32 protein-coding genes, 1 tRNA gene and 1 pseudogene are annotated in these 23,408 nt (G+C 68.1%); 18 read left to right on the plus strand and 16 right to left on the minus strand.

Annotated elements, in window-relative coordinates; all coding sequences use genetic code 11:
- Positions 1-159: 159 nt before the first annotated feature.
- Positions 160-723 carry a chemotaxis protein CheW gene (locus NO931_RS11025; RefSeq protein WP_256392388.1) on the minus strand — a complete coding sequence of 188 codons (564 nt, stop codon included), beginning with the start codon at positions 721-723 and terminating at the stop codon, positions 160-162.
- A 125-nt stretch (positions 724-848) separates the two neighbouring features.
- Between NO931_RS11025 and NO931_RS11030 the strand changes: the two genes are divergently transcribed.
- The 4 genes from NO931_RS11030 (at position 849) to queC (ending at position 3,392) form a co-directional block, all read left to right on the plus strand.
- Entirely contained in the window at positions 849-1,214 is a 366-nt protein-coding gene (locus NO931_RS11030; RefSeq protein ID WP_256392389.1) for an ArsR/SmtB family transcription factor, read from the plus strand.
- Positions 1,215-1,303: 89 nt separating this feature from the next.
- Complete coding sequence (locus NO931_RS11035) at positions 1,304-1,780, plus strand: 6-pyruvoyl trahydropterin synthase family protein (RefSeq protein ID WP_256392390.1); 477 nt, start codon at positions 1,304-1,306, stop codon at positions 1,778-1,780.
- A 2-nt stretch (positions 1,781-1,782) separates the two neighbouring features.
- The gene (locus NO931_RS11040; protein ID WP_375142048.1) at positions 1,783-2,595 is read left to right on the plus strand and encodes a 7-carboxy-7-deazaguanine synthase QueE; all 813 of its coding nucleotides are present in this window, start codon (positions 1,783-1,785) and stop codon (positions 2,593-2,595) included.
- An 8-nt stretch (positions 2,596-2,603) separates the two neighbouring features.
- Positions 2,604-3,392, plus strand: a complete 789-nt coding sequence (gene queC, locus NO931_RS11045; RefSeq protein ID WP_256392391.1) for a 7-cyano-7-deazaguanine synthase QueC — start codon at positions 2,604-2,606, stop codon at positions 3,390-3,392.
- A 26-nt stretch (positions 3,393-3,418) separates the two neighbouring features.
- On the opposite strand, the gene NO931_RS11050 is transcribed toward queC, so the two are convergent.
- From NO931_RS11050 to gvpA, 14 genes and pseudogenes are all read right to left on the minus strand, one after another.
- A complete protein-coding gene (locus NO931_RS11050; RefSeq protein WP_256392878.1) occupies positions 3,419-4,318 on the minus strand; it encodes a DMT family transporter in 900 nt (299 codons plus the stop codon).
- Between the two features lie 105 nt (positions 4,319-4,423).
- Positions 4,424-4,909, minus strand: a complete 486-nt coding sequence (locus NO931_RS11055; RefSeq protein WP_256392392.1) for an SRPBCC family protein — start codon at positions 4,907-4,909, stop codon at positions 4,424-4,426.
- A 55-nt stretch (positions 4,910-4,964) separates the two neighbouring features.
- Entirely contained in the window at positions 4,965-5,393 is a 429-nt protein-coding gene (gene lrpA1, locus NO931_RS11060) for an HTH-type transcriptional regulator LrpA1 (protein ID WP_256392393.1), read from the minus strand.
- Between the two features lie 95 nt (positions 5,394-5,488).
- Positions 5,489-6,430 (minus strand): thiamine pyrophosphate-dependent enzyme, encoded by a 942-nt coding sequence (locus NO931_RS11065; RefSeq protein WP_256392394.1) that lies wholly within the window; start codon positions 6,428-6,430, stop codon positions 5,489-5,491.
- An 18-nt stretch (positions 6,431-6,448) separates the two neighbouring features.
- A complete protein-coding gene (locus tag NO931_RS11070; protein WP_256392395.1) occupies positions 6,449-8,344 on the minus strand; it encodes a 2-oxoacid:acceptor oxidoreductase subunit alpha in 1,896 nt (631 codons plus the stop codon).
- A 229-nt stretch (positions 8,345-8,573) separates the two neighbouring features.
- The gene (locus NO931_RS11075; RefSeq protein ID WP_256392396.1) at positions 8,574-8,804 is read right to left on the minus strand and encodes a SelT/SelW/SelH family protein; all 231 of its coding nucleotides are present in this window, start codon (positions 8,802-8,804) and stop codon (positions 8,574-8,576) included.
- A 69-nt stretch (positions 8,805-8,873) separates the two neighbouring features.
- Complete coding sequence (locus NO931_RS11080; protein WP_256392397.1) at positions 8,874-9,686, minus strand: ICP22 family protein; 813 nt, start codon at positions 9,684-9,686, stop codon at positions 8,874-8,876.
- Positions 9,686-10,114, minus strand: a complete 429-nt coding sequence (locus NO931_RS11085; protein WP_256392398.1) for a hypothetical protein — start codon at positions 10,112-10,114, stop codon at positions 9,686-9,688. Before NO931_RS11085 ends, NO931_RS11080 begins: the two co-directional genes overlap by 1 nt.
- Before the next feature lie 142 nt (positions 10,115-10,256).
- Entirely contained in the window at positions 10,257-10,523 is a 267-nt protein-coding gene (locus NO931_RS11090; protein ID WP_256392399.1) for a hypothetical protein, read from the minus strand.
- A gap of 51 nt (positions 10,524-10,574) precedes the next feature.
- Positions 10,575-11,000, minus strand: coding sequence for a hypothetical protein (locus tag NO931_RS11095; protein ID WP_256392400.1), 426 nt, complete (start codon positions 10,998-11,000; stop codon positions 10,575-10,577).
- A gap of 44 nt (positions 11,001-11,044) precedes the next feature.
- Positions 11,045-11,587 (minus strand): archaellin family protein, encoded by a 543-nt coding sequence (locus NO931_RS11100; protein WP_256392401.1) that lies wholly within the window; start codon positions 11,585-11,587, stop codon positions 11,045-11,047.
- 90 nt (positions 11,588-11,677) lie between these two features.
- Positions 11,678-12,133 carry a gas vesicle protein GvpO gene (gene gvpO / locus NO931_RS11105; RefSeq protein WP_256392879.1) on the minus strand — a complete coding sequence of 152 codons (456 nt, stop codon included), beginning with the start codon at positions 12,131-12,133 and terminating at the stop codon, positions 11,678-11,680.
- 66 nt (positions 12,134-12,199) lie between these two features.
- Positions 12,200-12,322 (minus strand): annotated as a pseudogene (gvpO, locus tag NO931_RS11110) (gas vesicle protein GvpO, halophile-type); the annotation flags it as partial.
- A 62-nt stretch (positions 12,323-12,384) separates the two neighbouring features.
- Positions 12,385-12,666 (minus strand): gas vesicle protein GvpA, encoded by a 282-nt coding sequence (gvpA, locus tag NO931_RS11115; protein WP_256392402.1) that lies wholly within the window; start codon positions 12,664-12,666, stop codon positions 12,385-12,387.
- A 214-nt stretch (positions 12,667-12,880) separates the two neighbouring features.
- Between gvpA and NO931_RS11120 the strand changes: the two genes are divergently transcribed.
- Genes NO931_RS11120 through gvpM form a run of 8 tightly spaced genes read left to right on the plus strand, consistent with a single transcriptional unit; the run spans position 12,881 to position 17,971 of the window.
- Positions 12,881-13,501, plus strand: a complete 621-nt coding sequence (locus NO931_RS11120) for a GvpL/GvpF family gas vesicle protein (protein ID WP_256392403.1) — start codon at positions 12,881-12,883, stop codon at positions 13,499-13,501.
- Positions 13,502-13,503: 2 nt separating this feature from the next.
- Positions 13,504-13,758 carry a gas vesicle protein GvpG gene (gene gvpG / locus NO931_RS11125; protein ID WP_256392404.1) on the plus strand — a complete coding sequence of 85 codons (255 nt, stop codon included), beginning with the start codon at positions 13,504-13,506 and terminating at the stop codon, positions 13,756-13,758.
- Positions 13,758-14,519 carry an Hsp20/alpha crystallin family protein gene (locus tag NO931_RS11130; protein ID WP_256392405.1) on the plus strand — a complete coding sequence of 254 codons (762 nt, stop codon included), beginning with the start codon at positions 13,758-13,760 and terminating at the stop codon, positions 14,517-14,519. Before gvpG ends, NO931_RS11130 begins: the two co-directional genes overlap by 1 nt.
- Entirely contained in the window at positions 14,516-15,415 is a 900-nt protein-coding gene (locus NO931_RS11135; protein ID WP_256392406.1) for a hypothetical protein, read from the plus strand. The genes NO931_RS11130 and NO931_RS11135 overlap by 4 nt, the downstream gene beginning before the upstream one ends.
- Positions 15,416-15,421: 6 nt before the next feature.
- Positions 15,422-15,910, plus strand: coding sequence for a gas vesicle protein GvpJ (gvpJ, locus tag NO931_RS20735; protein WP_256392407.1), 489 nt, complete (start codon positions 15,422-15,424; stop codon positions 15,908-15,910).
- A 39-nt stretch (positions 15,911-15,949) separates the two neighbouring features.
- The gene (gvpK, locus tag NO931_RS11145; RefSeq protein ID WP_256392408.1) at positions 15,950-16,339 is read left to right on the plus strand and encodes a gas vesicle protein GvpK; all 390 of its coding nucleotides are present in this window, start codon (positions 15,950-15,952) and stop codon (positions 16,337-16,339) included.
- Between the two features lie 6 nt (positions 16,340-16,345).
- The gene (gene gvpL / locus NO931_RS11150; protein ID WP_256392409.1) at positions 16,346-17,257 is read left to right on the plus strand and encodes a gas vesicle protein GvpL; all 912 of its coding nucleotides are present in this window, start codon (positions 16,346-16,348) and stop codon (positions 17,255-17,257) included.
- Between the two features lie 6 nt (positions 17,258-17,263).
- Positions 17,264-17,971 (plus strand): gas vesicle protein GvpM, encoded by a 708-nt coding sequence (gvpM, locus tag NO931_RS20740; protein ID WP_310737321.1) that lies wholly within the window; start codon positions 17,264-17,266, stop codon positions 17,969-17,971.
- Between the two features lie 15 nt (positions 17,972-17,986).
- Here the strand turns inward: gvpM and surE are convergent, their stop codons facing one another.
- Positions 17,987-18,784 (minus strand): 5'/3'-nucleotidase SurE, encoded by a 798-nt coding sequence (gene surE, locus NO931_RS11160; RefSeq protein ID WP_256392410.1) that lies wholly within the window; start codon positions 18,782-18,784, stop codon positions 17,987-17,989.
- A gap of 179 nt (positions 18,785-18,963) precedes the next feature.
- On the opposite strand from surE, the gene NO931_RS11165 reads away from it, so the two are divergent.
- From NO931_RS11165 to NO931_RS11190, 6 genes are all read left to right on the plus strand, one after another.
- A complete protein-coding gene (locus tag NO931_RS11165; RefSeq protein ID WP_256392411.1) occupies positions 18,964-20,373 on the plus strand; it encodes an FAD-dependent oxidoreductase in 1,410 nt (469 codons plus the stop codon).
- A gap of 104 nt (positions 20,374-20,477) precedes the next feature.
- Positions 20,478-20,549: transfer RNA gene (locus NO931_RS11170), tRNA-Ala, on the plus strand.
- Positions 20,550-20,884: 335 nt separating this feature from the next.
- Positions 20,885-21,346 (plus strand): 30S ribosomal protein S15, encoded by a 462-nt coding sequence (locus NO931_RS11175; RefSeq protein ID WP_256392412.1) that lies wholly within the window; start codon positions 20,885-20,887, stop codon positions 21,344-21,346.
- 6 nt (positions 21,347-21,352) lie between these two features.
- The gene (locus NO931_RS11180; RefSeq protein ID WP_256392413.1) at positions 21,353-22,522 is read left to right on the plus strand and encodes an exonuclease RecJ; all 1,170 of its coding nucleotides are present in this window, start codon (positions 21,353-21,355) and stop codon (positions 22,520-22,522) included.
- Positions 22,519-22,773: a KEOPS complex subunit Pcc1 gene (locus NO931_RS11185; RefSeq protein ID WP_256392414.1), complete on the plus strand. Its 255-nt coding sequence runs from the start codon at positions 22,519-22,521 to the stop codon at positions 22,771-22,773. Before NO931_RS11180 ends, NO931_RS11185 begins: the two co-directional genes overlap by 4 nt.
- The gene (locus NO931_RS11190; RefSeq protein ID WP_256392415.1) at positions 22,770-23,405 is read left to right on the plus strand and encodes a 30S ribosomal protein S3ae; all 636 of its coding nucleotides are present in this window, start codon (positions 22,770-22,772) and stop codon (positions 23,403-23,405) included. The genes NO931_RS11185 and NO931_RS11190 overlap by 4 nt, the downstream gene beginning before the upstream one ends.
- The last annotated feature ends 3 nt before the right edge of the window (positions 23,406-23,408 follow it).

Genomic DNA, 23,408 nt, shown 5'->3' on the forward strand with positions numbered 1-23,408 from the left:
GCGAAACGGGACCATAAATGCTGTCTCTACATTATCACATACGATAACCGAAAGATCGCGTCGATTCGCCGGCGCTACCGTCGGAAAATTCGCGCGCGCTACCCGAACTGATGGAGCGGTGCCGTCGTCAGCTTCGACCGCGCAGTGAAAAATCGCTTCTCAGGCGTCGCCCGCGACGGCGACCAGCCCCTCGACGTCGAGCACCGAGATGCGATCGGCGTCGTCCGGCGACGGACTGATCACGGCTCGTACGAGCCTGTGGGCCAGCGCGGCGGCGTCGACGCCCGCCTCGGGCGCGGGCTGGCGGTGGATGCTGCTCACCGCGATCGACTCGACGCCCGATACCTGATCGACACGGATGCCGGCGCCCTGGCGATCCGAAGGTCTGTCGAAGACCAGAACGCGCTGGTCCTCGGGGTCGACCGCCGCGGACTCGTCGGCGGGCAGATAGACGCGCGGGTCGATGACCGCAGTGATGTCACCGCGGAGGTCGATCACGCCGTCGATGGCCTCCGCGGAGCGGGGGACTCGCGTGTACTCCCCGACTTCGACGACGCTCCGGACCCACTCGACGTCGACGGCGTAGCGATCGGCGCCGATCCGAAACACGACGAACCGCTCGCGCTCCTCGGTCTCTTCCTCTTCCTCCTGTGACTCCGGGTCCCGATCGCCCGACTCCTCGTCGCCGAGTTCCAGGAGTTTCTCCGGTAGTTCCGTCGACATCGTTTTTCTATTCACCGCGCCGGAGCACCAAAAACGTTGACCACTCTCGTTCGAACGTCTCCCGGTCGGCTGCAGTTACTTGCCGTAAGATTCAAATCTGATAGATAGGTAGTTGTGCGGACGAGATGTCCCAGGAACGCTCCGAGCAACCGATAGACGACGCCGATTCGCCCGAACAGCTCCTCGCGGCGCTGGGCGGGAAGTACAGCGCCGAGATCCTCGCCGCGACTCGCACCCCGACGTCGGCACAGGCGCTGAGCGACCACCTCGAAATTCCGATCGCGACCTGCTACCGACGGATCGAGGACCTGACCGAGGCCGGACTGCTCCGCTGTGAGGGCCGCCAACTCTCCGAGGAGGGGCGACGGACGAGCGTCTACCGTCGCACGCTCGATCGCCTGACGCTGGATTTCACCGGCGACGCTCCGACCATCGACCGCGAGGAGCGCTCGGAAGCCAAGAACCACCTTCAGGACCAACTCGACGAGTGACTCGTCCCGGTCGGCTCGTCCATCCCGGCAGGTGCGTCGGCGGCCGACGCGTCGAACGGTTTAAGATGTTCTCTCCATAGTACTGCAGTATGACCAAGGCAGGAACAGTCGGCCGAGACGACGCCGCCGCGGACGCCGAAACGGCCGCCACGGACGAGCGCGTGCTGTACGTCGGACGTGACCGACCGATCCGTATCAGCGCCGGACACCGCCTCATGCACCACGACGGCAAGTGCAGTCGCCCGCACGGGCACAACTACGAGATCGCGGTGCGCGTGACCGGCGAGCTCACCGAGGAGGGGTGGGTCGTCGACAAAGGCGATATTACCTCAGTAATATCCGACTGGGACCACATGTTCCTCCTGGAGACCGAGGATCCGCTCGTCGAGGCGTTCGAGTCGTCGGGCGACGGCGACGCCGTCGTCGAACTGGAGCGCCCGCCGACCGCGGAAGTGATGGCCGCAGTCCTCGAAGAGCGACTCGCCGACGCCTTACCCGACACCGTCAGCGACGTCGCGGTCCAGGTGAGCGAAACGGCCGAACTCTGCGGCGGGAGCCCGATCTGACCGTGCCCGTCAGCTCCGACGTCGAGGCCGATCGGGACGCCGATACCGATCGGGATGCCGAAGACGACGCGCCGGACGCCGACGCGCGCCCCGACGACGGCCTGCCGATCAACGAGCTGTTCTACTCGCTGCAGGGCGAGGGGCGACTCGCGGGAACGCCCTCGGTGTTCGTCCGCACCTCCGGCTGTAACCTCCGGTGCTGGTTCTGCGACTCCTATCACACCTCCTGGGAGCCGACCCACGCCTGGGAGTCGCTCGACGATATCGTCGCCGCGGTCGAGGACTACGAGGAGGCGGATCACGTCGTACTGACGGGCGGCGAACCGCTCGTCCACGACGCCGCGGTCGATCTGATCGAGCGCCTCGACGCCGCGGGCTACCACGTCACCGTCGAGACCAACGGGACGATCCACCGGGACGCCCCGATCGATCTCGCCAGCGTCAGCCCGAAACTGTCGAACAGCACGCCGACCGCCGAGCGCGATCCCGCGGGCGACGGCGAGTGGGCCGAGCGCCACGACGACCGCCGGATCGATATGGATGCACTGACCGGGCTCGTCGAGGACTACGACACGCAACTGAAGTTCGTTGTCGCGGATGAGGACGACCTCCCCGAGATCCTCGATCTACTCGACCGGCTCCGGGACGCCGCCGTGCCGATCTCCGACGAGGACGTCCTGCTGATGCCCGAAGGCGCGACCCGCGAACGTCTCGCCGAGACGCGCGAGCGCGTCGCCGACCTGGCGCTCGAACACGACTTCCGATACACGCCCCGCCTGCACGTCGACCTCTGGAACGACGCCCCCGAGACCTGATCACGACCATGACCGATACGACCACGCCCGACTCCGACGAGACGACCGACGAACAGCCGCCCGGCGCCGTCGTGCTGGCCTCGGGCGGGATGGACAGCGCGACCGCCGCCTACGTGGCGATCGAGCGCGGTTACGACCCGCACCTGCTCCACGCCTCCTACGGCCAGCGCACCGAGGGCAAGGAGTACGAGTGCGCTCGTGCGCTCGCCGAGGAGATCGACGCCGCGGACTTCCTGCGGGTCGAGACGAGCCACCTCGCACGCATCGGCGGGTCCAGCCTCACCGACGACGAGATGGACGTCGAGAACACCGGCAAACTATCGTCTGCCGAGCCCTCGGTCGCTGGCGCTCCCGAGGACGCCGACGAGACCGACGACGAGGAGATTCCGGACACGTACGTCCCGTTCCGGAACGCCAACCTGCTGTCGATGGCGGTCGCCTACGCCGAGGCCAACGACTGCGAGGCGATCTTTCTCGGCGCCCACAGCGAGGACTTCTCGGGCTACCCCGACTGTCGCCCCGAGTTCTTCGAGGCGTTCCAGACCGTGGTCGACGTCGGAACCAAGCCCGACACCGAGATCGAGGTCGCGGCGCCGTTCGTCGAGTTCTCCAAGACCGACATCGCCGAGCGCGGGATCGAACTGGACGTGCCCTACGAGATCACCTGGAGCTGCTACCGGGAGGAGGCGCCGGCCTGTGGCACCTGCGACGCCTGCGCCTACCGGCTGGAAGCGTTCCAGAACCTCGGCGTCCGCGACCCGATCGAGTACGAGGAACGCCCGGAGTACGCGGACTGACCGCTAATGGCATTTCCGCGCGCCGCTCACTCACCGGCCGCGCCCGACGCCGAGGACGCCGCGGCGTCGTCACGTCGAGCGGTACTGGTCACGTAGATTCCAGCGAGCACGATCGCACCGCCGACCAGCGTCAGCGGCGCCGGCACCTCGCCGAGCAGCGCCGCCGCCAGCAGCGTCGCGCCGACGGGCTCGCCCAGCAGCGTCACGCTGACGACGGTCGAGCGGACGTGTTCGAGCGCCCAGTTGACGACGGTGTGGCCGAGCACGCCCGGGCCGACGGCCAGCCCCAAAAATAGCAGCCACTCCCGCGGCGGGTACCCGAGCAGCGGGTGGCCCCGAACGAGCACGACGCCCAGCAGCGTCGCCGCGCAGGTCGCGTACACCACGGTGACGTAGGGAAAGAGCGACACGCGCTGGCGGATCGATCGGCCCGCAAGGAAGTAGACTGCCCCCGTCGCAGCACCGAGGACAGCCAGCGCGTTCCCGACGCTGGCGTCGCCGCCGACGGCGACCGACGCCGAGGGATCCGCGAGCGCCATCGCGACGGCGCCGGCCACCGTCGCGCCGATCCCGACGACGATTCGACGGTCGATCACCTCGCCGAGCAGTAGGTAGGCACCCAGCGCCACGAAGATCGGCTGTGTCTGAACGAGCGTCGTCGACGCCGCGACGGAAGTCCACGCCAGGCTCTCGAACCACGCCGCGAAGTGTACCGCAAGCGCGACGCCCGCGACGATCGCCGCGGCGGCGTCACGCCGGGACAGACGCCGGAACTCGCCGCGGCGCGACCCGAGTGCGAACGGGGCGACCAGCGCGAGCGTAAAGAGCACCCGGTAGAACGCCACGACGCTGGCCGCCGCCGCGCTCCAGCGCACGAGGATCGCCGCGGTGCTGACCGCCGCGACCGCGACCCCCAGCGCCGCCATCGGCGGCACGCGCTCGTCGGCCCACGCGCTGATGTCGACGGACACGTCACGACGGCGTCGCCGCTCGGGCTTTGCGTTTTCGGCTCACTCTCGGGCAGTCCCGACTCACTCTTCGAGCAGTTTGCGCGTCCGGCGGTGCCGATACCGGAACATCGGCTCGAACCCGACGACCGCGAGGGGACTGACCGCCCGGCCGGCGGCGCCGCCCGGCAGTTCGTACTCGATGTGGTCCCGCGCCAGCGTCGTGCCGTCGTCGGCCGCGAAAAACGAGTGGGTGTGGACCCAGTGCGCGAACGGCCCGCCGATCATCTCGTCGCGGAACCGGGCGACGCCCTCGCCGGACTCGCGCTCGACGATCCGGGACGTCCAGCGCTGACGCGGCCCGACGCCGAAGGGGCGGACCGACGCCCGGATCTCGGCGCCGGTGTCGAGAACCTCCGGATCGCGCTCGCCGTCCGGCCCGACGATCGACTCGACGCGCATGCGCATCCAGTCGGGCGTCAGGGCGACCAGCCCGTCGACGGTCGAGTGAAACGCCCAGACGTCTTCCAGCGGCGCGCGGACTCGCGTCTCGCGCTGGTACTCGGCCATAGCCACTGTAGGGGCGGGACGACCAAAACGGTCCGGACTCCGACAATCGGCGTCGTTACTTCAGACGCTCCTGCAGGAACGAGGGGTGGGCCGCGGTGACGCCGTCGATCTCGATGATGCTGTCGGCGATCACGTCAGCCAACTCGTCGCCGTCGCTCGCCCGCACCTCGGCCATCAGCATGTGGTCGCCGCTGGAGGTGTACAGCGACTCGATCTCCACCAAGTTCTTCAGCGCCCGCGTCGCCTCGACGTAGCGCTCGCTCTCGACGTCGATACCGACCAGCGCGATCGACTGGCTCGACAGCTTCTTCGGGTCCACGTCGGCGGAGTACCCGACGATAACGCCCTCGTCTTCGAGCTTTTCGATGTACTTCCGAACCGTGGGTTTCGAGACGTTCGCCCGGTTCGCGATGTCGGCGTAGGACGCCTTCGCGTCCTCCTCGAGAACAGAGAGGATACGATCTTCCGTAGACTCGGTACTCATACCCGTATATTTTGCGCCGAACGGAAAATATCTTTTGAATCGGTTAACCTTCGTGTGGCCGAGAGAATCGCCGGTCCCGCGAGCTGCCAACCGACTTAGGCGTGCCGGTCGAGCAGATCGTAGGAGCGTTCGGTCTCCCAGTCGTAGTCGTCGTCGAAGTACCGCTCTGCGAGCGGCTCGTCGGGCATCTCGCCGATCTCCTGTTTCTCCTGGGTGTAGGAGGGGCGATCGTCGTCGACGTAGAACCGACCGGTTAGCACCTTGCCGTCAGCAAGGGACTCTTCGGCTTCCTGGGCCATGTCCGCGGCCGCACCGCGGTCGTGGATGTCGTGGTCGTAGTCGTCGGACTCCTGGATGTCGATGTAGGGGACGTACTGCTTGGCGTCCTTGTTCCAGGTCGGACACTGGGTGAGGAAGTCGACGTGGGCGAACCCGTCGTGCTCCATCGCCTCGACGAGGATCTCCTTGGCCTGGTTCGGGTTGACCGCGGCCGTCCGCGCGACGTAGGACGACCCGGCGGTCAGCGACAGGCTCAGGGGTCGGATCGGCGACTTGGCCGATCCAGAAGGCTGGGTCTTGGACTTGTGACCCTTCGGACTCGTGGGCGAGGTCTGGCCCTTCGTGAGCCCGAAGATCTCGTTGTTGAACACGATGTATGTCATGTCGTGGTTCTCACGAGCCGTGTGGATGAAGTGGTTCCCGCCGATGCCGTAGCCGTCGCCGTCGCCGCCCGCGGCGATCACTTCGAGGCCGGGGTTGGCGAGGTTGGCGGCGCGGGCGACCGGCAGCGAGCGGCCGTGGATCGTGTGGAACCCGTAGCTGTCGAGGTAGCTGTTGAGCTTACCCGAACAGCCGATGCCCGTACACAGCAGCGTCTCCTCGGGCGAGCGGCCGACTTCCGGCAGGGCCTGTTTCAGCGCCTTGAGGACGCCGAAGTCGCCACAGCCAGGACACCAGGTCGGCTGGGGCTCGATGCCGGGCGTGTACTCGTCGCGGTCGATCTCGCGTTCTTCACCGATTGCGTTGAATGCGCTCATACGTGAATCACCTCGTGGTTAGTCTCCGGCGGCGGGCTCGATGCGGGTGTTGGTGCCCGGCGTCTGGCCCTCGCCGTCGATCTGCGCTTCGAAGCCTTCGACGATCTCCCAGGGCTCGAAGGGGTTGCCGTTGTACTTGAGCAGGCTCGACAGCTTGTCGCCGAACTGGCCGAGTTCCTTCTGGGTCAGACCGCGGAACTGGGCGGTGGCGTTCATCTCGACGACGATCGCCTCGTCGACGCTCTCTAAGAACTCGGTCATCTCCTGCTCGGGGTACGGCATCAGGTCGCTGACGCCGATGGACTTGACCGAGTAGCCCTGATCGTTGAGTCGGTCGACCGACTCCTCGACGGCACCCTGCTGGGAGCCCCACACGACGAGTCCGTAGTCGGCGTCCTCGGGACCGTGGTAGGACTGCTGGGACTCGTGTTCCTCGTCGAGTTCCGTGCGGATGGAGTTGAACTTCTGCAGGCGTCGGTCCATCTGGGCGACGCGGTTCTCGGGATCCTCGCTGATGTGGCCGGCGAGGTTGTGCTCGTTACCGGTCGCGAGATAGCGGCCGCCCTTCTGGCCGGGCAGCGAGCGCGGGCTGACGCCGTCCTCCGTGTCGTGGAGGAAGCGCTGGAACTTGCCCGACTCGTCGTGGGCCGCCTCGGCGATCTCGTCCTCGGTGAGGACGCTGCCCGGGTCCGGATCGGGCTGGCGATCGAAGAAGCCCTTGGGAACGCTGCGGTTCTCGCCCGAAAGCTTCTGGTCGATGATGACGATCGCCGGGATCTGGTAGTCGTAGGCGATCTTGAACGCCATCCGCGTCTGCTCGTAGGCCTCGGCGGGGTTGCCGGGCGCGAACACGACGCGGTTCGAGTCACCCTGACTCGTGTACAGGATGTGCTCGAGGTCGGACTGCTCGGGCTTGGTGGGCATCCCCGTCGAGGGGCCGGCCCGCATCGCCTCGATCAGCACGATCGGCGTCTCGGTCATCTCGGCGAGGCCGAGCGGCTCGCTCATCAGCGCGAAGCCGCCGCCCGAAGAACCGGACATCGACTTCACGCCGGCGTGGCTGGCGCCGACCGCCAGCGCCGCCGCGGCGATCTCGTCCTCGACCTGCTCGGAGATTCCGCCGAACTCGGGCAGGTTCTGGGACATGATCGTGAACACGTCGGTCCACGGTGTCATCGGGTAGCCGGCGATGAAACGACAGCCGGCGTCGAGCGCACCGTAGGCGACGCCGTTGGAGCCCGAGACGAGCACCTGTTCTTCCTCGTTGGTACCCTCAGGGACGCGCAGGTCGTGCTCGAACTCGTACTCCTCGGAGACCAGTTCGTAGGCGTCGTGAAGCACCTCGATGTTCTGTTCGAGGATGTCGCCGCCCATCGCCTCGTCCATCAGGTTCTCGAACGGCTCGAGTTCGATGTCCAGCAGCGCGGCGGTGACGCCGACGCCGGCCGTGTTGCGCATGACCTCGCGGCCGTGCTCCTTGGCGATCGAGCGGAGATCGATGTCGAAGACGTGCCAGTCGTTCTCCTCGGCGCGCTCCTCGAGTTCCGGTACGTCCTCGGAGTCGAGCAGGCCGGAGTCGTAGACGATGATCCCGCCCTCTCGGAGATCGTCGAGGTTCTCCGAGAGCGGCTTGACCTCCTCGTCGCCGTAGTAAGCCTCGTCCTGCGGGTTCCGGGCGAACGAGTCGCCGAGCGCCAGCAGGAAGTTGTACCCGTCACCGCGCGACTGGACGTCGTGGTCGGCGGCGCGAATCTCCACGTACGTGTGGCCCCCGCGGATTCGCGACGGGTAGTGACGATGCGTGAACACGTTGAGCCCCGATCGCATCAGGGCCTTCGCGAAGTTCTGGCTCGTCGAGTCGATTCCGTCTCCGGAACCGCCCGCGATTCGCCAGATGAGTTCGTCGTCAGTCATATTTGGAGTCCCGGCCCGTAACGGGCCAGCAGTATCTGAATCTTTTGACTGACCCGAACTAAAGCCTTTGCTATCCATTGGCAAGGAACTATTGTGAAGGTCTACGTACACCGCAATATTCTAAACGATTGTTAATTATGTATCGAGGGCCGCGCCGTCACGACGCCGCCGTCAGCCGTCAGTTGGTACCACGGTACCAGCCGGATCGACCGGTTCGACAGACGACCCGTCAGATGCGTTGCCTGACCGTCCGGACGATCGCGTCGACGTCGAACTCGTCGTCGGCGATGTCGAAGACCGGTTCGCCGTCCACGTCGACCCTGAACACGCCGCCCTCTCCCGTCCGGAGCGTCACGGCCTCGATGTCGCGTTCGAGCGCCTGGAGGATCGCGCGCTGGAGGTCCATCGCTCGATCGAGGTGGCCGCAGGGAACGCAGTACTCGATTTCGACCGTGCTCATGCTCGACCGTTCCCGGCGAACGGCCAAAAAAAGCGCGGACGCCGCTCCCCTGCGTTGAGCCGATGCTGACTACGCTTCGGCGTCGAACCCGAGTTCGTCGGCGACTTTCGTCGTGAGTTCGTCGCGACTCAAGTTGGCCTTCACGCCGACTTTCTTGGCAACTGACTGGAGCTGGCGGTAGGAGAGGTCCCGTAGCTCGTTGGCGGATTCGGGCGTCTCGTCGACATCCAACTGTTCGAACACCTCAGCCGGGTCCTGCCCGTCCCCCTCGCTTTCGGCTTCCCGTTCGCTCGCTTCGTCTCCTCCCGCCTCGGGTGGCTCGGCGTCCTCGCTCGTTTCCGGCTCTTCGACGTCCTCACCGGCTTCCGGTTCGGCGTCGTCGTCTCCCACCTCGGGCTGGTCGGTACCGTCGTCAGGCTCCGACATCGCGGATACGTCCCTCTCTGACTCGTCCGGGTCCTCGATTTCCTCCGTTCCCTCGGACTCGTCGCCGACGTCGGGTTCTTGCGACGCTTCGTCCGCCTCCGCCTCCTCGCTCTCGGCTTGCTCGTCGAGGATCTCGGACACCTGCGCGGCGAGCCACTGTGCGAGCCGGGCGAGGCGACCGCTCGACTCGCCGTCTCCCCCCTCGCTCTCGTCGGACCCTGTGAGCGACTGCTGGATGCCGTCGGATTGCTGGATTCGCTCTCGGAGCCGGTCTTCGACCGCACGCCCGACGACGGCGCCAAACTCCCGTCCCACGGCGGCGCCGAACTCGCGGCCCAGCGCCGCGACGAACGCCTCGTCGTCGAGCAGCTTCGCCAGATCCACCTCGTCGCGGGAGCTCTCGGCGTCGTCCGGGGCGGCCGAGTCGACGGCTTGCTCCGCGTCCGTCTCGCTCATCAGGACGCCTCCTCGTCCTCGGCGGCGCTCTCGTCCTCGGCGTCCGTCTCCTCGATTGCCTCCCCGTCGCCGTCGTCTGCTCGCTGGTCGTCGGCGTCGTCCCGCTCGTCCTCGTCAGCGCTCTCCTCGGACTGCTCATCGTCTTCGCCGACCGGTTGCTCGCTCTCGCCGCTTCCCTCCGGTACCTCGTCGGTGTCGTCCTGCTCGGCGTCCGATCCCAGCAACTCCTCGGCGACGAGCACGCCGAGCCTGCGCCCGGCCGCCTCGCCGAGGCGACGGCCGAGCTGCTCGCCGATTCGCGCGCCGAGGGCTTCCCCCATCGAACTGTCGTCGATCTCCTCGCCGATGTCGGTGTCCGAGAGCACCTCGTCGACGTCGATCGCGTCCGTGAGCCCGCTCGTCGTCTCGGTCGCCGTGTCGTCGCTCATGGGGTATTCCCCGACGAAGCGGGCCAAAAGCGATGGTGACCACTGGTTACAGGATAGGTGCGGTTCGCCGGACGGTGGTTCGCCTTGGTTGCCCGGCGCCGGCAGCTCGACGCCGTCGCCCTGCTCGAAAAACGGGGTCGGGCTACTCGCGTCGGTCGTCGGCTTCGGCCGCGATGGCGAACGCGGTGATGCGCCGCCGCCGGAGCGACGCGAGGTGATACCGCGTCGTCATCGCAGCGTACGCGACCAGCGCGGCGGCCGCGGGGAGCGCGACCGTCAGCGAGGCGCCGAACGCGACGCCGTTGACCACCAGCCCGGCCGCCAGCAGGACCGGCAGGAACGTAAACAGCGTCGTGCGAGTCGGCGCCGCCCGGTAGAGCGTCGCCAGCATCTGCAGTCGTGCGTCCATCGTGTTCGTCCATCACAAACCTCGGCCGGCGGCAAAAACAGTTTCGATCGGTTATCTCGGCGCGAACGCGGTCATACACTCCGTACAGACCAGCGGCGCCTCGTCGAGCGCGGCCACGTTCGCCTCCGAGAGCCGACCCTCCTCGGCGAACACCGCCGCCGCGACGCCGGCCTTCATCACGCCGTCGGCGCCGCAGTTCGGACACTCGACGTCGGCCGACGATTCGAGGTAGTCCACGCGCGTGCGCAACCGCTTCACCTCGTCCCGGAGTTCGTCGACCGCCTCCCGGGCGTCGTCGCGTTCGCTCTCCGCTCTCTCGTCGTCGAGTTCCACCGACGCGCCGTCGTCCTCGACGCGCTCCCGGAGCGCCGCCAACTCTCGGGAGTCCTCCATCGACGCCCGGGCGACGATCTCGATCGCCTCGGAGAGGGGTATCGGCTCGTCCATCCACGGGAGTTCGACGTCCGGATCGGTCATACGCCACGCTACGACGGCCCGGGTAAAAACCGCTGCAGGGCCGCTCAGAGTTCGACGACGCTCTTGCCGACCAGCGTGTCGGGAACGGTCAGGACGTACGTCGTGGTCGCGCCGGCGCCGGTCGTCAGCCGGACCGTCACCTCGTCGCTGGGCGACAGGCCGTCGATCCCCGAGTCACCGTAGACGCGGACGTAGCCGAGGTCGCTCCCTTCGGTCAGCACTTGCTCGTCGCTTCCGACGACCTCGACCGATGGGGCCGGGTCGACGCCGTCGCCGACCGTCTGCACCGACAGGGCGGACAGGTCGACCGAGTCGGCGCCGGGCGCGGTCCGGACCCGCAGCGAGACGGTCTCGACGGTCCCGTCGTCGCCGACCTCGCCGAACGCGGAGACGACCTGCACCCGTTCGGTGATCTGGTCGAGGCTCTCCTCGCCGGTGTCGACGGCCTGAGACTGCAGCGCCATCGCCGTGTTCAGGAGGAGCGACGCCGCGATCGCCGCGACGAGGACCGCCGCGATGAACACCACCAGCGTCTCGACGCCGACCTGCGCGCGGTCGTCGGTTCGGCCTCGACCCTCCGAAATCATCTGTGGCTGTTCGTTAAAATACTGCTAACTACTGTACAAAAATACTCCGATCTCTGCCGATGAACGAAGCTTCGATCCGAGGAGAAAAGATCACTGCCCCGGCGCTTGCTCGTCGGAGACGTCGCCGCGCCGATAGCGTCCAGTCAGCCGGTAACCTTCGAGGTCGCCGTTCGGTCCGATCGACACCTCGTAGCGACCGAGGATGTCCTGGGTGTCGGGGATCGCGCTGCGCTCGATCACCTCGACGACGCCGGTCCAGCCGCCGCCCTCCTCGGCGCGCGTGATTTCGATGATGCCGTCGAACGGGTCGTCGATGAGTTCGTTCGCGACCCGCTCGGCCGTCTCGCGGGCGTCCCAGAGGTCGGCGCCGGTGTCCGCCTCGGACTCGTCCGCGACCGATGCCGCGTCGGCGTCCGCCGTATCCTCGACGTCTGCGACCGGCTGCTCGGACGTGTCGGCGTTCGACTCGCCCCCCTCGTTCGATTCCGTTTCGGTCTCCGTCGTCGATTCTTCCTCGTCGTCGGCCTCGGCCTCTTTGGTGCTCATTGTGTCGTCTCCCTCCGTTCGTTCGTCAGCCGGGCCGCCATCGCCCGATGCGGCGTCGTTAACCGTCCGATGGGAATCGTCGTGTTGGTAGCAAAAGCCGTCGGCGCCGGCCGTGCGCGAGCAGCGGGCTCCCGACGCAGTCAGGGCGCGACAGCGTGTCTCATTGGTTTCCGGTTCGGTCTCGGCCATGGTGGTTCGAGCGATGCGAGCGTTCGCGGTCTGTACCGAACTCTCCGCTCGTGGAGCCGCGGTCAGTCCTCCGTGGTTTGCTCGGGCGCGTGCTGTGGCGTGTCGACCTCCAGCTCCTGGAGATCCTGCATCTCACCCTCCGCGGAGGCCTCCTCGATCTTCGCGATCTCCTCGGCGTAGTGGAGGAACGTGTCGACCGACGCGACGACGACGCGCGCCTCGACCGTCAGCAGCTCGATCCCCACGACCGAGATCCGGGCCCAGACGTCGATGACGACGCCCTTGTCCAGAATCCGATCGAGAACCTCCGCCAGACTCGACCCCTGCGGCTCTTTTCGTACCATGCACGGTGAGCTACCACGCCGCCGGTAAAGAGGATTGTCGGAGGTTCGTTTAAATAAGGGATTCAAATAATACGACCGATATACGCGGCTGTTTATTGCCTCGCGGACCCAACTCGAACCCGGGGAAAACGGTTGCGTCGACCGGCACGAAACGCGGGGAGCGGTGAACCGGCCGACATCGCAACCGGGGCACAGACCGCCGAATGGGGGATCTATGACAGGCGATCATCTGTACGTCTACGGCATCGTCGAGGACGAAGAGCTAGAGCTGGACGTCGAGGGCGTCGGCGGCGCCGAGCGCATCTACACGGTTACGACCGGTGGCCTCTCGGCCGTCGTCTCCGACATCGACACGACCGATCCCGAGCGCACGACCGAGGCGATGGAGGCCCACGACCGCGTCCTGAAGGCGATCCTCGAAGACAGGACCGTCGTGCCGATGAGTTTCGGCATGGCGTTCAAGGACGAACGGACGCTCCGGAACGTGCTCGGCGGCGGCAAGCGCGCGTTCAGAAAAGCCCTCGACGAGGTCGAGGGGACCGTCGAACTCGGCGTGAAGCTCGTGGGCGACGCCGACGCTGATCTCCGGCGCGACCCGGCCCGGGAGGAGGCCCGCGACCGGCTCGAACCGATCGCCGTCGACGTCGTCGGCAACGACCTGTTCAGCGACCGCCTGCTGGTCAACGACTCCTACCTCGTCGACAGGGACGATCGCGTGGCGTTCGACGAGGCTGTCGGCGCGCTCGAACAGGACCTCGACGGCGTCGTCGTGCAGTACACCGGCCCGTTCGCACCGTACAACTTCGTGGACATCCGCATCGGCGCCGAACAGTAACCATGCTCGTGATCGACGACCTGCTCGTCCGGCCGTTCGTCTCGCTGCTCGACATCCTCCAGACGATGGCCTTAGAGGAGCTGTACGACGTCGATCGCATCCGCGACGATCTCAAGGAAACGCAACTGCTCTACGAGATCGGCGAACTCGACGAGGAAGAGTACCGGCGCCGACGGACGGATCTGGAGGAACAGCTCGAACTGGCCGAGCAGGTGCGCGAGGACCTGACGAGCGGGAAAATAGAGGTGAAAAACTGATGGCACACGACAGGCCCGACGACGAGGACGACCGCGAGAGTGACGACCGGTCGCCGGACCGCGAAGGAGAGGAGCAACCGACGGACCGTGGTGAGGACCGGCCGATCGACGCCGAGGATCGGCGATCCGAAGCGGACGATCGGCGTCGTGCCGGCGGCGAACCGGACGACGAACCGAGACCGGACGCCGACCGGCCTCGCGACGACGAGCGCACCGGCGGGTTCGGCATCGGCGTCGGCGGGCACGTCGGGCGACTGCTGAAGTTCCTCGACAACATCGGCGAGGAGTCCGACCGGCCCGGACGCCGACCGCCGTCCGGAAGCGACCGCGGGCGACTCGGCCGGACGCCGAAGGGCAAGCCGAGTTCGTCGGATCGCTTCGCGATCGACTTCGACGTCTCGATCGGCTCGCTCGGCGGCGATGATCGGAGCGGCGACCGGAGCGGCCGGTCGCGGGGCCGTCGACGCCGAAAGCGGGTCGCCGACGACGCCGGCGAACACCTCACGACCGTCAGGTACGACGGCGACGCCGTCGTCGTAACCGCCGACCTGCCGGGCATCGAGGCGTCGGATCTGACCGTCGGCGTCACCGACGACGGCCGGACGCTCGTCGTCGCCGCCGACCGCGAGGAGCTGGCTCGGATCCCCGTCGAGGACTGGGACGAGTCGGCCGTCAGCGCGACGTTCAACAACTTCATCCTCGAGGTCCGAGTCGACGACGCCGTCGTCGCCGGCGACCCCGAGTCGGTGGTGAGCCGATGAGCGAGTCCGAGGGCGCCCTCGCGGAGATCGCCGATCTGGTCGAGGAGGCCCAGCTATCCCTCGACCGACTCCGCGAAGAGGACGACCCCGAAGCCGAGCGAGAGGACCTGCAGCACCTCTACACGATCACGCAGGAGGCCGCCGACCTGCTCGAAACGATCGACGTCTCGGAGCTCCCCGACACCGTCGACGGCGAAGCGGTGATCGCCGCCGTCGAGGCCGGGGAACTAGAGGCCGCGATCGAGGAGGGCGATCTCGGGCGGGCGGTCGACTACAAGGCGCTGCTGAAGGCGATCGACTTCGGCAACCTCGCGTCGACGGCCGACATCACCGAGCTCGTCTCGGAGGGCAAAGACCTGAGCGACGCCGTCGACGATGCGACCGAGGACGACGCCGGAGTGGTCGGGAGCGACGACGAAGCGGCCGACGACGAGGACGACGGCATCGTCGACGGGTTCGACGCCGCCATCGGGGACGACAGCGGGCTCGGCGGCGAGGAGGGCCTCGGCGGCGGGATGGGCAACGTGGGGAACCTCCCCGACGAGGCCTACCAGGTCGCCATCCAGCAGAAGGCGATGGAAGCCGTCGACGAGTTCCGCGCGGGCGTGCTGGCGGCCCACGACAAGCTCCGGGCGCTCCACGAGAAGAACCGCGAGCAGATGCGCCGCCAGCACAACGAGCAGGGAACGAACTCGCGGAACCCGACGGCCCACTCGACCGTCGTGACCGACCGCGGCGACGTCGGCGGGAGCGCGACGCAACACTCGACGATCCCGACGGGAACCAAGTACTCGACCGCGCCGACGAGAACGCGCATCTACGGCAACCGGTTCGAGCGACGGAGACAAGCCAATGACACGACCAAAACCGATAATGAAGACCGCACCGGGAGGTGACCAGACGTGAGCCCGCGCGGAACCAAAGGGCCCCAGCCCTCCCGGGGGAAGAGCGACCTCGCGGACGTCGTCGAGATGCTGCTCGACAAGGGCGTCGTCATCAACGCCGACATCGCGGTGACCGTCGGCGACACCGAACTCCTCGGCGTGAAGATCCGGGCGGCGATCGCGTCGTTCGAGACGGCCGCGAAGTACGGCCTGGAGTTCCCCAGCGGCACCGACCGCAAGCGCGTCGAGGAGCAGACCGGCGTCCCCGCGGTGACGTCCGACGACGAGGTCGCCGACGACCAGATGCGCCTCTCGGAGCTGGTGTTCGACGACGGCCCGGCGGACGTCAACGTCGGGCCCGTCCCGCCCGCGAGCGTCACCGAAGGCGAGGACGACGAAACGGGAGAGGATGGGGGCGACGAGCAACGGACGGCGGACGACGGCGTGGACCTCGAAGCCGCGCCGGTGGCGAACGTCGAGGAGGACGACGATGCGAGCGAGGAGTGACCGCCGTGCGAGCGCCGGCGCGACGCGGGAGGTGACCGGGTGACCGAGATCAACGTCGACGGCGACCAGGCCCGCTCGGGACTGATGGCGCTGCTGGTCACGGTCGTCGAACTCCTGCTCGACGCCATGGAGCGCGAGGCCGTGCGCCGGATGGAGAGCGGTCGGCTCGCCGACGAGGAGATCGAGCGCCTCGGCGAGCAACTCGCCCGGCTGGAGGAAGAAATCGCCGAAATCAAGCGCGACGAGGGGATCGAAGAGGAGGTCGACAGCCTCCGGGGCGACCTCGACGGGATCGTCGGCGACGCCATCCGCGGCCTCGACGTCGAGCAGGAGACGATGGCGGACGTCGGGGACGAGCGCGACGCCGTCGCCGAGGACGCCGATCCGGAGAGAGGACGCGAACCGACTGCGCCCGACCGACCGGAGTGACCATCGATGCAGGACTCGACCGACGACGAGCGCCGCGCCGACGGGACCAGATTCGACGATCCCCGGGCAGACGGCTCGCCCGAGTTCGATCGGGGACGATACCTGTACTGCCTCGTGGATGCGCCCGAAGACAACGACGACGCCGCTACCGCCGACTTCGAGGCCGAAGGGCTCGCCGAGGAGCGCGCGTACCTCGTGCGGTCCGGCGGCGTCGGCGCGGTCGTCCACGGCTGCGAGTCGATCTACGACTCGGAGGACCCCCGTCAGGTCCAGCGCTGGCTGCTGGCCCACCAGCGCGTCGTCGACGAGGCCGGCGAGGCCTTTGGCACGCCGATTCCGTTCCGCTTTCACACGATCCTGCCGGGTGACGACGACACCGTCCGGGAGTGGCTCGACGACATCCGAACCGAGGCCGGCGCGCACCTCGACGAGCTCTCGGGGCACTGGGAGTACCGCATCTCCCTCAATCTCGACGAAGAGCAACTGGAGGACAGGCTCGCCGCCGAGGACGAGGAGCTGCGATCGCTCCGCGCGCGCACCGAGTCGGCGAGCGAGGGCAAGTCGTTCCTGCTCGAAAAGCAGTACGACCAGCAACTGAGCAAACTCGTGAGCCAGCACCGTCAGGAACTGCTCGAAGAGCTTCGCCAGCATATCGCGCCCCACGTCGAGCGCGCGGAGGTGCTCGGCCGCCGCCGCGCGACGATCGAGGGCGTCGACGCCGGTTCCGAGCCCGCTCAGCGCGTCGCGACGCTGGCCCACGAAGACGAGGTCGACGCGCTCGGCGCGGCGCTCGACGAGGTCGCGGCCAACCCCGGCGTCGAGATCGAGTTCACCGGACCGTGGCCGCCCTACACGTTCGCGCCGGAGTTCGCAGCCGAGTCGCTGGACGAGGAGATCGAACCGGGCGGAGGGAGGTGAGCCGGCGTGGAGCCCAGCCGCGACGAGGACGCCGTGGTCGACCTGCTCGACGTGCTCCTGCGGGACGGCGCGATGCTCCAGGCCGACGTGCTCGTCACCGTCGCGGACGTTCCGCTAATCGGGATCAACCTCCGGGCGGCGATCGCCGGGATGGCGACGATGCGGGATTACGGCTTCTTCGAGGAGTGGGACGCCGCGACGCGCGCCGAGACGGTCGGCGAGCAGCGCGCCGCGACCCGCCGGGGAAAGTTCGTCCCGCGCGGTGAGTCCGGCACGCACGGCGAGGCGGGTTCGTCCCCGCCCTCGAAGCGTCCCGGCGCGTCGCGGATGTCCGATCCCGGGCGGTCGCCGCCGTCGGAGCGCCCCGACCGGTCGAAGCGCCCGAGAGAGTCCGACTCGTGGCGCGACGACGAGACGGCGGCGTCGGGCCGCCCGCGTGACTCCGAGCGGCCGGGCGAGCCGGATCGATCATCGGTGTCGGAGCGCCCGCGCAGGTCGGAACGGCCGCGAGAACTCGACGTCGACGCGGGCGGGAAACCGGACGAGGAGAGCGAAACCGATCGAGAGACCGCGGAGCGTGAGGATGCCGAAGCGGAATCAAGCGACATCGAAGCGGAGCGGGATGACGCCGAAGTGGAATCAGGCGACGCCGAAATAGAGCGGGAAGACGCCGAAGCGGAGACGGACGACGACGAGCCGCCGGCGGACTCCTGAGCGCGCGCCGATCGGTCAGTTTTCGAGCGGGTACGACTCGACCACGGCGTCCAGCGCCTCGTGGTGCTCGGTGGTGTGGGGCGCCGTGAGCGGCGAGACACTCACTTTGCCGTCGACGACGGCGCGGCGGTCCGTTCCCTCGGCGTCCTCGATGTCGCCCTCGGCCATCCGATCCCAGATCCGGTCGTGGAGCGTGATCGTGTCGCCGTTGTGCGTCGCGTCCATGTCGTAGACGTGAGAGGGGCGCGTGACGGTCATCGGCGCCGGGTCGCCGTCGGGCAGCGGCGCGTTGACGTTGAGATAGTCGGCCTGCTCGAACACGCCGTTCCCCGCGGCGTTCTCGACGAGGTACTCGGTCGCTCGGGCGGCTTCGGCGTAGTCCTCGCGAGCCGTCTCGACCTCGTGGAACTCCATGTCGCCGGTGGGCACGTACAGCGAGACGGCGATCGCGGGGATACCGAAGAACGCCGCCTCGACCGCCGCGCTGACCGTCCCCGAGCGCCCGAGCACGTACTCGCCGAGGTTCGCGCCGCGGTTGCAGCCCGACACCACCAGATCGGGGTAGGGGCCGATCGCCTCCAGCCCGGCGACCACGCAGTCCGACGGCGTCCCGGCGATGGCGTAGCCCAGTTCGTGCTCCTCGATTCCGACCTCGGTCGACATCGCGCGGCCGACCGCGCTCTGGTCGTCGGCCGGCGCGACCACGGTCACGTTGCCGATATCGGCCAGCGCGTCGTGGAGCGCCCGGATCCCGACGCTCCCGATCCCGTCGTCGTTTGTCAGGAGGATCTCCAGCTCCTCGGACTCGTCCATGCCGGGACGGTCGGACGCCCCGGCGAAAAGCACACCGGTCGCGGTTCGAGACGACTCCCGATCGACGCCGCTCCCCGACCCGATCCGCCCGGATCCAGTGCGAGCGGCCGCCCGTCACAAATGCGAGGGTATCGCACGTCCGGGGCGGGTTTATGCCGAGCGACGATAACTGTTGACGCGTGACTACGTTCGTCGTAGTCGGCGGCGACGCCGCCGGCATGTCGGCCGCGAGCAAGGCCAAGCGAGAGGATCCCGACCTCGACGTCGTCGTGTTCGAGCGGGGCGAGTGGGTGTCCTACGGCGCCTGCGGGCTGCCCTACTACGTCAAGGGCGAGATCCAGTCGCTGCAGGACCTGGTTTCCGTGACGCCCGAGGAGTTCCGCGAGGAGCGCGACATCGACCTCCGGACGGGCCACGACGTGATCGACGTCGATCCCGACGACCGCACCGTCACCGCCCGCAGCGACGACGGCGAGGTGACGGTGGAATACGATCACCTGCTGCTGTCGACCGGCGCGGCCGCCGTCGAGCCGCGGATCGAGGGGCTCGACCGCGAGGGCGTCTTCACACTCGGCTCGATGTCAGACGGCAACGACCTCCGCGAGTACGTCGGGCGCGCCCGGTCCGAGGAGGACCTCCAGCAACCCGATCGTGGTCCAGCCTGCCAGTTCCTCGAAACCTGCAGCGGGCCGGTCGGGGTCGTCGGCGGCGGGTACATCGGCGTCGAGATGGCCGAGGCGCTGGCGGCCAACGGCTTCGAGGTCCACCTGTTCCAGCGCGGCGGTCGCATCCTCAAGCAGTTCAGCGAGGCGACGAGCGAGCGCATCCTCGATCACCTCCGCGACCAGGACGTCGCGGTGTACCTGGAAGCCGAGGTCGAAGCGCTGGTCGGCGCGGATCGCGTCGAGGCGATCGAGACGACCGACGACCGCGTCCCGATCGACATGGCGCTGGTCGGCACCGGCGTCCGACCGCGGACCGAGTTAGCGGAGGACGCCGGCATCGAACTCGGCGAGACGGGCGCGATCGCGACCGACACCTACCGGGAGACGAACCGTCCGGACGTCTACGCGGCGGGTGACTGCGCGGAGGCCGAACACGTCGTCACCGGCGAACCGGCGTACGTCCCGCTGGCGCTGACCGCGAATCGCCACGGGCGCGCGGTCGGCCAGACCGTCGCCGGGACGCCGTCGGAGGGCGGCGGAATCGCGGGGACGGCCGCCGTCAAGGCGTTCGAGGTCGAGGCCGCACGAACGGGGATCCTCAACCACGAGGAGGCCCGCGCGGCCGGGTTCGACCCGATCACCGAGACGATCGACGCGAAGTCCCGCGCCGGCTACTACCCCGAGGGCGGGACGGTGACCGTGACGCTCACCACCGACCGCGAGTCGGGGCGCGTTCTGGGCGGCTGTCTCGTCTCGGAGTATGGCGAGGGCGCCGTCCACCGCAGTCACGCCCTCGTCGGCGCCGTGACCGAGGGCGTCACCGTCGACGAACTGTCCGACTACGATCTGGCCTACGCGCCGCCGTTCAACACCACCTGGGACCCCGTGCTGACGGCGGCGAAGGTGCTCGGCGGCAAGCTCTGAGCGCGCCATCGCCGCGACGCGATCCGGTGTGCCATTCGATCCCGTCCCGTCGTCTATTTCGAGAGGTTTATACCGGAGCGGCAGGTATCGACTGATGCGTTCGAGGGCTCGTAGATCAGCGGTAGATCATCCCCCTGGCACGGGGAAGGCCTCGGGTTCAAATCCCGACGAGTCCATTTCCTTCACTTCGCTACGCTTCGTTCAGTCGATGGACTCGTCGACCTTCGCGAACCTTCGGTTCGCTCAGTCCCGACGAGTCCGTATCAGCTCCGATACGTCCGCTTTAGCCGGTCGCTCGTCGGTGTCTTGACGCCGCGGCGCTGTCGAGCATTGGCGTCGAGACGCAGCGCGTTACGAAATCCTTTAGTCGGCGTCCGCGCAAGCTCCCGTCGGGAACAGCACGGCCGCAAATCTGACTCGCCGCGTTTCTCGCGGCTCGGGATTGCGGAAGTGCGCCCGGCCCACAGAGGCCGGACTACGTCTGCGGTTGTGCGGTTCCTATCCTCAAATCATGGCACGAATGCACACTGACCGTCGTGGGTCGTCCGGTTCGGACCACCCCACGGCAGACGAACCGCCGGAGTGGAGCGACGTCGACGCCGACGAGATCGAAGAGCGCGTCGTCGAACTGGCCGAGCAGGGCAACGAGCCGAGCCAGATCGGCCAGAAGCTGCGCGACGAGGGCGTGAAGGGCACGCCCGTGCCGGACGTCAAGCTGGCGACCGGCAAGAAGGTCAACGAGATTCTCGAGGAGAACGACGCCGAGAGCGACCTCCCCGAGGACCTCCGGAACCTGCTGGAGCGATCGGTCCGCCTCTACGAGCACGTCGAGGAGAACCCCCAGGACCACCAGAACAAGCGCGCGCTTCAGAACACCGAGTCGAAGGTTCGCCGCCTGGCCAACTACTACCGCGGCGACGAGATCGACCAGGACTTCAAGTACACCTACGAGCGAGCCAAGGAGCTCCTGTAGATTCCGATGTCCGCCGCCGGTCGCACCGAACCCGACGCCCTCGCTGCCAGTGACGTCGCCGCCGCCGTTCGCGACGCGCCGTTCGTTCGGCTGTTCGCGAACGCTGACGGCGACGCGCTGGCAGCCGCGGGCGTCCTCGCGCGAGCGCTCGACGATCTGCGCCGGCCGTTCCAGGTCGGCGTCGTCGAGACGGCCGCCGAGAGCGCCGACCGGATCGCAGCCGGCGATTCCGAGGCGCTGGCCGTGACGATCGGCGTCGACGCCGACAGCGAGAGCGCCGACGCGCTCTCGATCCCGGCGACCGACCGACCGGCCAGCCTCACCGCCTTCGAGAGCGCGCGGGAACTGGGCGCGACGCCCGATCCCGTCCTCGCGCTCGCCGGCGTGCTCGCCGCGGGCGCAACGCCCGGTGCCGGCGAGACCGGCCCGGTTCTCGACGCCGCGCGCGAGATCGGCGTCGAACGGCGCCCCGGCGTCGGGACGCCGACGGCCGATCTCGCGGACGGGCTGGCCCACACCACGCTCGCCCGCGCGCCGTTCTCGGGCGACCCCGGAGCGGCGCAGGCGACGCTCGCCGAACTCGGACTGCCGACCGAACTCGACGCCGACGCGCACCGGCGCGTCGCGTCGCTGTTCGCGCTGGAGTCGACCGAGACTGACGCGGCGCCCGAACGCGCCGTCGACGCGACCGAGCGCGCGCTCCGACCGCACGCCGCGCCCGCCGACGCGCCGTTCGAGACCGTCGAAGGGTACGCCGACGTGCTCTCGGCGGTGGCGACCGACGCGCCGGGCACCGGCGTCGCGCTCGCGCTGGGCCACGACGCCCGCGCGGACGCGATCGAGACCTGGCGCCAGCACGCCGCCGCTGCCCACCGCGGGCTCGACGAGGCGACGACCGGCCGGTACGACGGCCTGTTCGTCGCGCGCGTCGACGTCACTCCCGTTCGGACGACCGCCCGGCTCCTGCGGGACTTTCAGTCCCCTGAGCCGGTCGCGATGGCCGTCTCGAACGACGAGGCCGCCGTCGCGGCCGCAGAGGCGTCCGGCGTGGACGCCGCGCTCGCCGCCGCCGTCGAGGAAGTCGGCGGCGCGTCGGTGGGCGCCCCCGAGCGCGGGTACGCACGGTACGACGGCGACACCAAGGCGTTCATCGCAGCGTTCAGGGAGGCACTATGAGACGGGCGACGATCCGCTCCGAACTCGACGATGCGAGTGTTATCGCACGAGCCATCCGGCCGGACAACACCGACGAGATGGACACGCGCGTCGAGACGGACGAGGACGGCACCCCGACAACCGTCGTCACCGAGATCGAGCGCGAGACGACCGGCGGACTCAGGACGAACGTCGACGACTACGTGGTCAACGTGGACGTCGCGACGCGAGTCGCACAGCACGCACACCGACACACCAACACACAATCATGAGCGAACGATCCGTATCGAAGCAGGCACAGGAAAAGCGGTGGTACACTATCCACGCTCCCGAGCAGTTCGACCGCGAGGAGCTGGGCGAGACCCCCGCAGACGAACCGGACAAGGTCCTCGGTCGCACGATCGAGACCACGCTGGGCGATCTCCGCAACGAGTCCAGCGAGAACAACACGAAGCTGAAGTTCAAGATCAACGACGTCGGGAGCGACGCGGCCTACACCGAGTTCGTCAAGCACGAGCTCACCCGCGACTACCTCCGCAGCCTCGTCCGCCGAGGCGCGTCGAAGGTCGAGGCGTACATCACGGTGCTGACGACCGACGACTACCGCGTCCAGGTCCAGCCCGTCGCCTTCACGACCAAGAAGGCCGACGCCAGCCAGGAGCAGGCGATCCGCCGCACGATGATCGACCTGGTCGAGGAGTCCGCCGAGGAACACTCCTTCGAGCAGCTGCTCGATAGCATCGTCGACGGCCGCCTCTCCAGCGCGATCTACGGCGAGGGCAAGGAGATCTACCCGCTGCGCCGCGTCGAGATCCAGAAGACGACGCTGGAAGCCCGCCCCGAGGAAGTCGCCGCCGAGGAAGAGACCGCGGTCGACGTCGACGAAGACGACGTCGAGGTCTGATCG

This window comes from Natronoarchaeum rubrum, from assembly GCF_024494695.1.

What these genes read in the sequence shown, in the direction of transcription:
- NO931_RS11025 (WP_256392388.1), bottom strand. Translation starts at nt 723, where the DNA reads ATGTCGACGGAACTACCGGAGAAACTCCTGGAACTCGGCGACGAGGAG.
- NO931_RS11030 (WP_256392389.1), top strand. Translation starts at nt 849, where the DNA reads ATGTCCCAGGAACGCTCCGAGCAACCGATAGACGACGCCGATTCGCCC.
- NO931_RS11035 (WP_256392390.1), top strand. Translation starts at nt 1,304, where the DNA reads ATGACCAAGGCAGGAACAGTCGGCCGAGACGACGCCGCCGCGGACGCC.
- queC (WP_256392391.1), top strand. Translation starts at nt 2,604, where the DNA reads ATGACCGATACGACCACGCCCGACTCCGACGAGACGACCGACGAACAG.
- NO931_RS11050 (WP_256392878.1), bottom strand. Translation starts at nt 4,318, where the DNA reads ATGGCGGCGCTGGGGGTCGCGGTCGCGGCGGTCAGCACCGCGGCGATC.
- NO931_RS11055 (WP_256392392.1), bottom strand. Translation starts at nt 4,909, where the DNA reads ATGGCCGAGTACCAGCGCGAGACGCGAGTCCGCGCGCCGCTGGAAGAC.
- lrpA1 (WP_256392393.1), bottom strand. Translation starts at nt 5,393, where the DNA reads ATGAGTACCGAGTCTACGGAAGATCGTATCCTCTCTGTTCTCGAGGAG.
- NO931_RS11065 (WP_256392394.1), bottom strand. Translation starts at nt 6,430, where the DNA reads ATGAGCGCATTCAACGCAATCGGTGAAGAACGCGAGATCGACCGCGAC.
- NO931_RS11070 (WP_256392395.1), bottom strand. Translation starts at nt 8,344, where the DNA reads ATGACTGACGACGAACTCATCTGGCGAATCGCGGGCGGTTCCGGAGAC.
- NO931_RS11075 (WP_256392396.1), bottom strand. Translation starts at nt 8,804, where the DNA reads ATGAGCACGGTCGAAATCGAGTACTGCGTTCCCTGCGGCCACCTCGAT.
- NO931_RS11080 (WP_256392397.1), bottom strand. Translation starts at nt 9,686, where the DNA reads ATGAGCGAGACGGACGCGGAGCAAGCCGTCGACTCGGCCGCCCCGGAC.
- NO931_RS11085 (WP_256392398.1), bottom strand. Translation starts at nt 10,114, where the DNA reads ATGAGCGACGACACGGCGACCGAGACGACGAGCGGGCTCACGGACGCG.
- NO931_RS11090 (WP_256392399.1), bottom strand. Translation starts at nt 10,523, where the DNA reads ATGGACGCACGACTGCAGATGCTGGCGACGCTCTACCGGGCGGCGCCG.
- NO931_RS11095 (WP_256392400.1), bottom strand. Translation starts at nt 11,000, where the DNA reads ATGACCGATCCGGACGTCGAACTCCCGTGGATGGACGAGCCGATACCC.
- NO931_RS11100 (WP_256392401.1), bottom strand. Translation starts at nt 11,587, where the DNA reads ATGATTTCGGAGGGTCGAGGCCGAACCGACGACCGCGCGCAGGTCGGC.
- gvpO (WP_256392879.1), bottom strand. Translation starts at nt 12,133, where the DNA reads ATGAGCACCAAAGAGGCCGAGGCCGACGACGAGGAAGAATCGACGACG.
- gvpA (WP_256392402.1), bottom strand. Translation starts at nt 12,666, where the DNA reads ATGGTACGAAAAGAGCCGCAGGGGTCGAGTCTGGCGGAGGTTCTCGAT.
- NO931_RS11120 (WP_256392403.1), top strand. Translation starts at nt 12,881, where the DNA reads ATGACAGGCGATCATCTGTACGTCTACGGCATCGTCGAGGACGAAGAG.
- gvpG (WP_256392404.1), top strand. Translation starts at nt 13,504, where the DNA reads ATGCTCGTGATCGACGACCTGCTCGTCCGGCCGTTCGTCTCGCTGCTC.
- NO931_RS11130 (WP_256392405.1), top strand. Translation starts at nt 13,758, where the DNA reads ATGGCACACGACAGGCCCGACGACGAGGACGACCGCGAGAGTGACGAC.
- NO931_RS11135 (WP_256392406.1), top strand. Translation starts at nt 14,516, where the DNA reads ATGAGCGAGTCCGAGGGCGCCCTCGCGGAGATCGCCGATCTGGTCGAG.
- gvpL (WP_256392409.1), top strand. Translation starts at nt 16,346, where the DNA reads ATGCAGGACTCGACCGACGACGAGCGCCGCGCCGACGGGACCAGATTC.
- surE (WP_256392410.1), bottom strand. Translation starts at nt 18,784, where the DNA reads ATGGACGAGTCCGAGGAGCTGGAGATCCTCCTGACAAACGACGACGGG.
- NO931_RS11175 (WP_256392412.1), top strand. Translation starts at nt 20,885, where the DNA reads ATGGCACGAATGCACACTGACCGTCGTGGGTCGTCCGGTTCGGACCAC.
- NO931_RS11180 (WP_256392413.1), top strand. Translation starts at nt 21,353, where the DNA reads ATGTCCGCCGCCGGTCGCACCGAACCCGACGCCCTCGCTGCCAGTGAC.
- NO931_RS11185 (WP_256392414.1), top strand. Translation starts at nt 22,519, where the DNA reads ATGAGACGGGCGACGATCCGCTCCGAACTCGACGATGCGAGTGTTATC.
- NO931_RS11190 (WP_256392415.1), top strand. Translation starts at nt 22,770, where the DNA reads ATGAGCGAACGATCCGTATCGAAGCAGGCACAGGAAAAGCGGTGGTAC.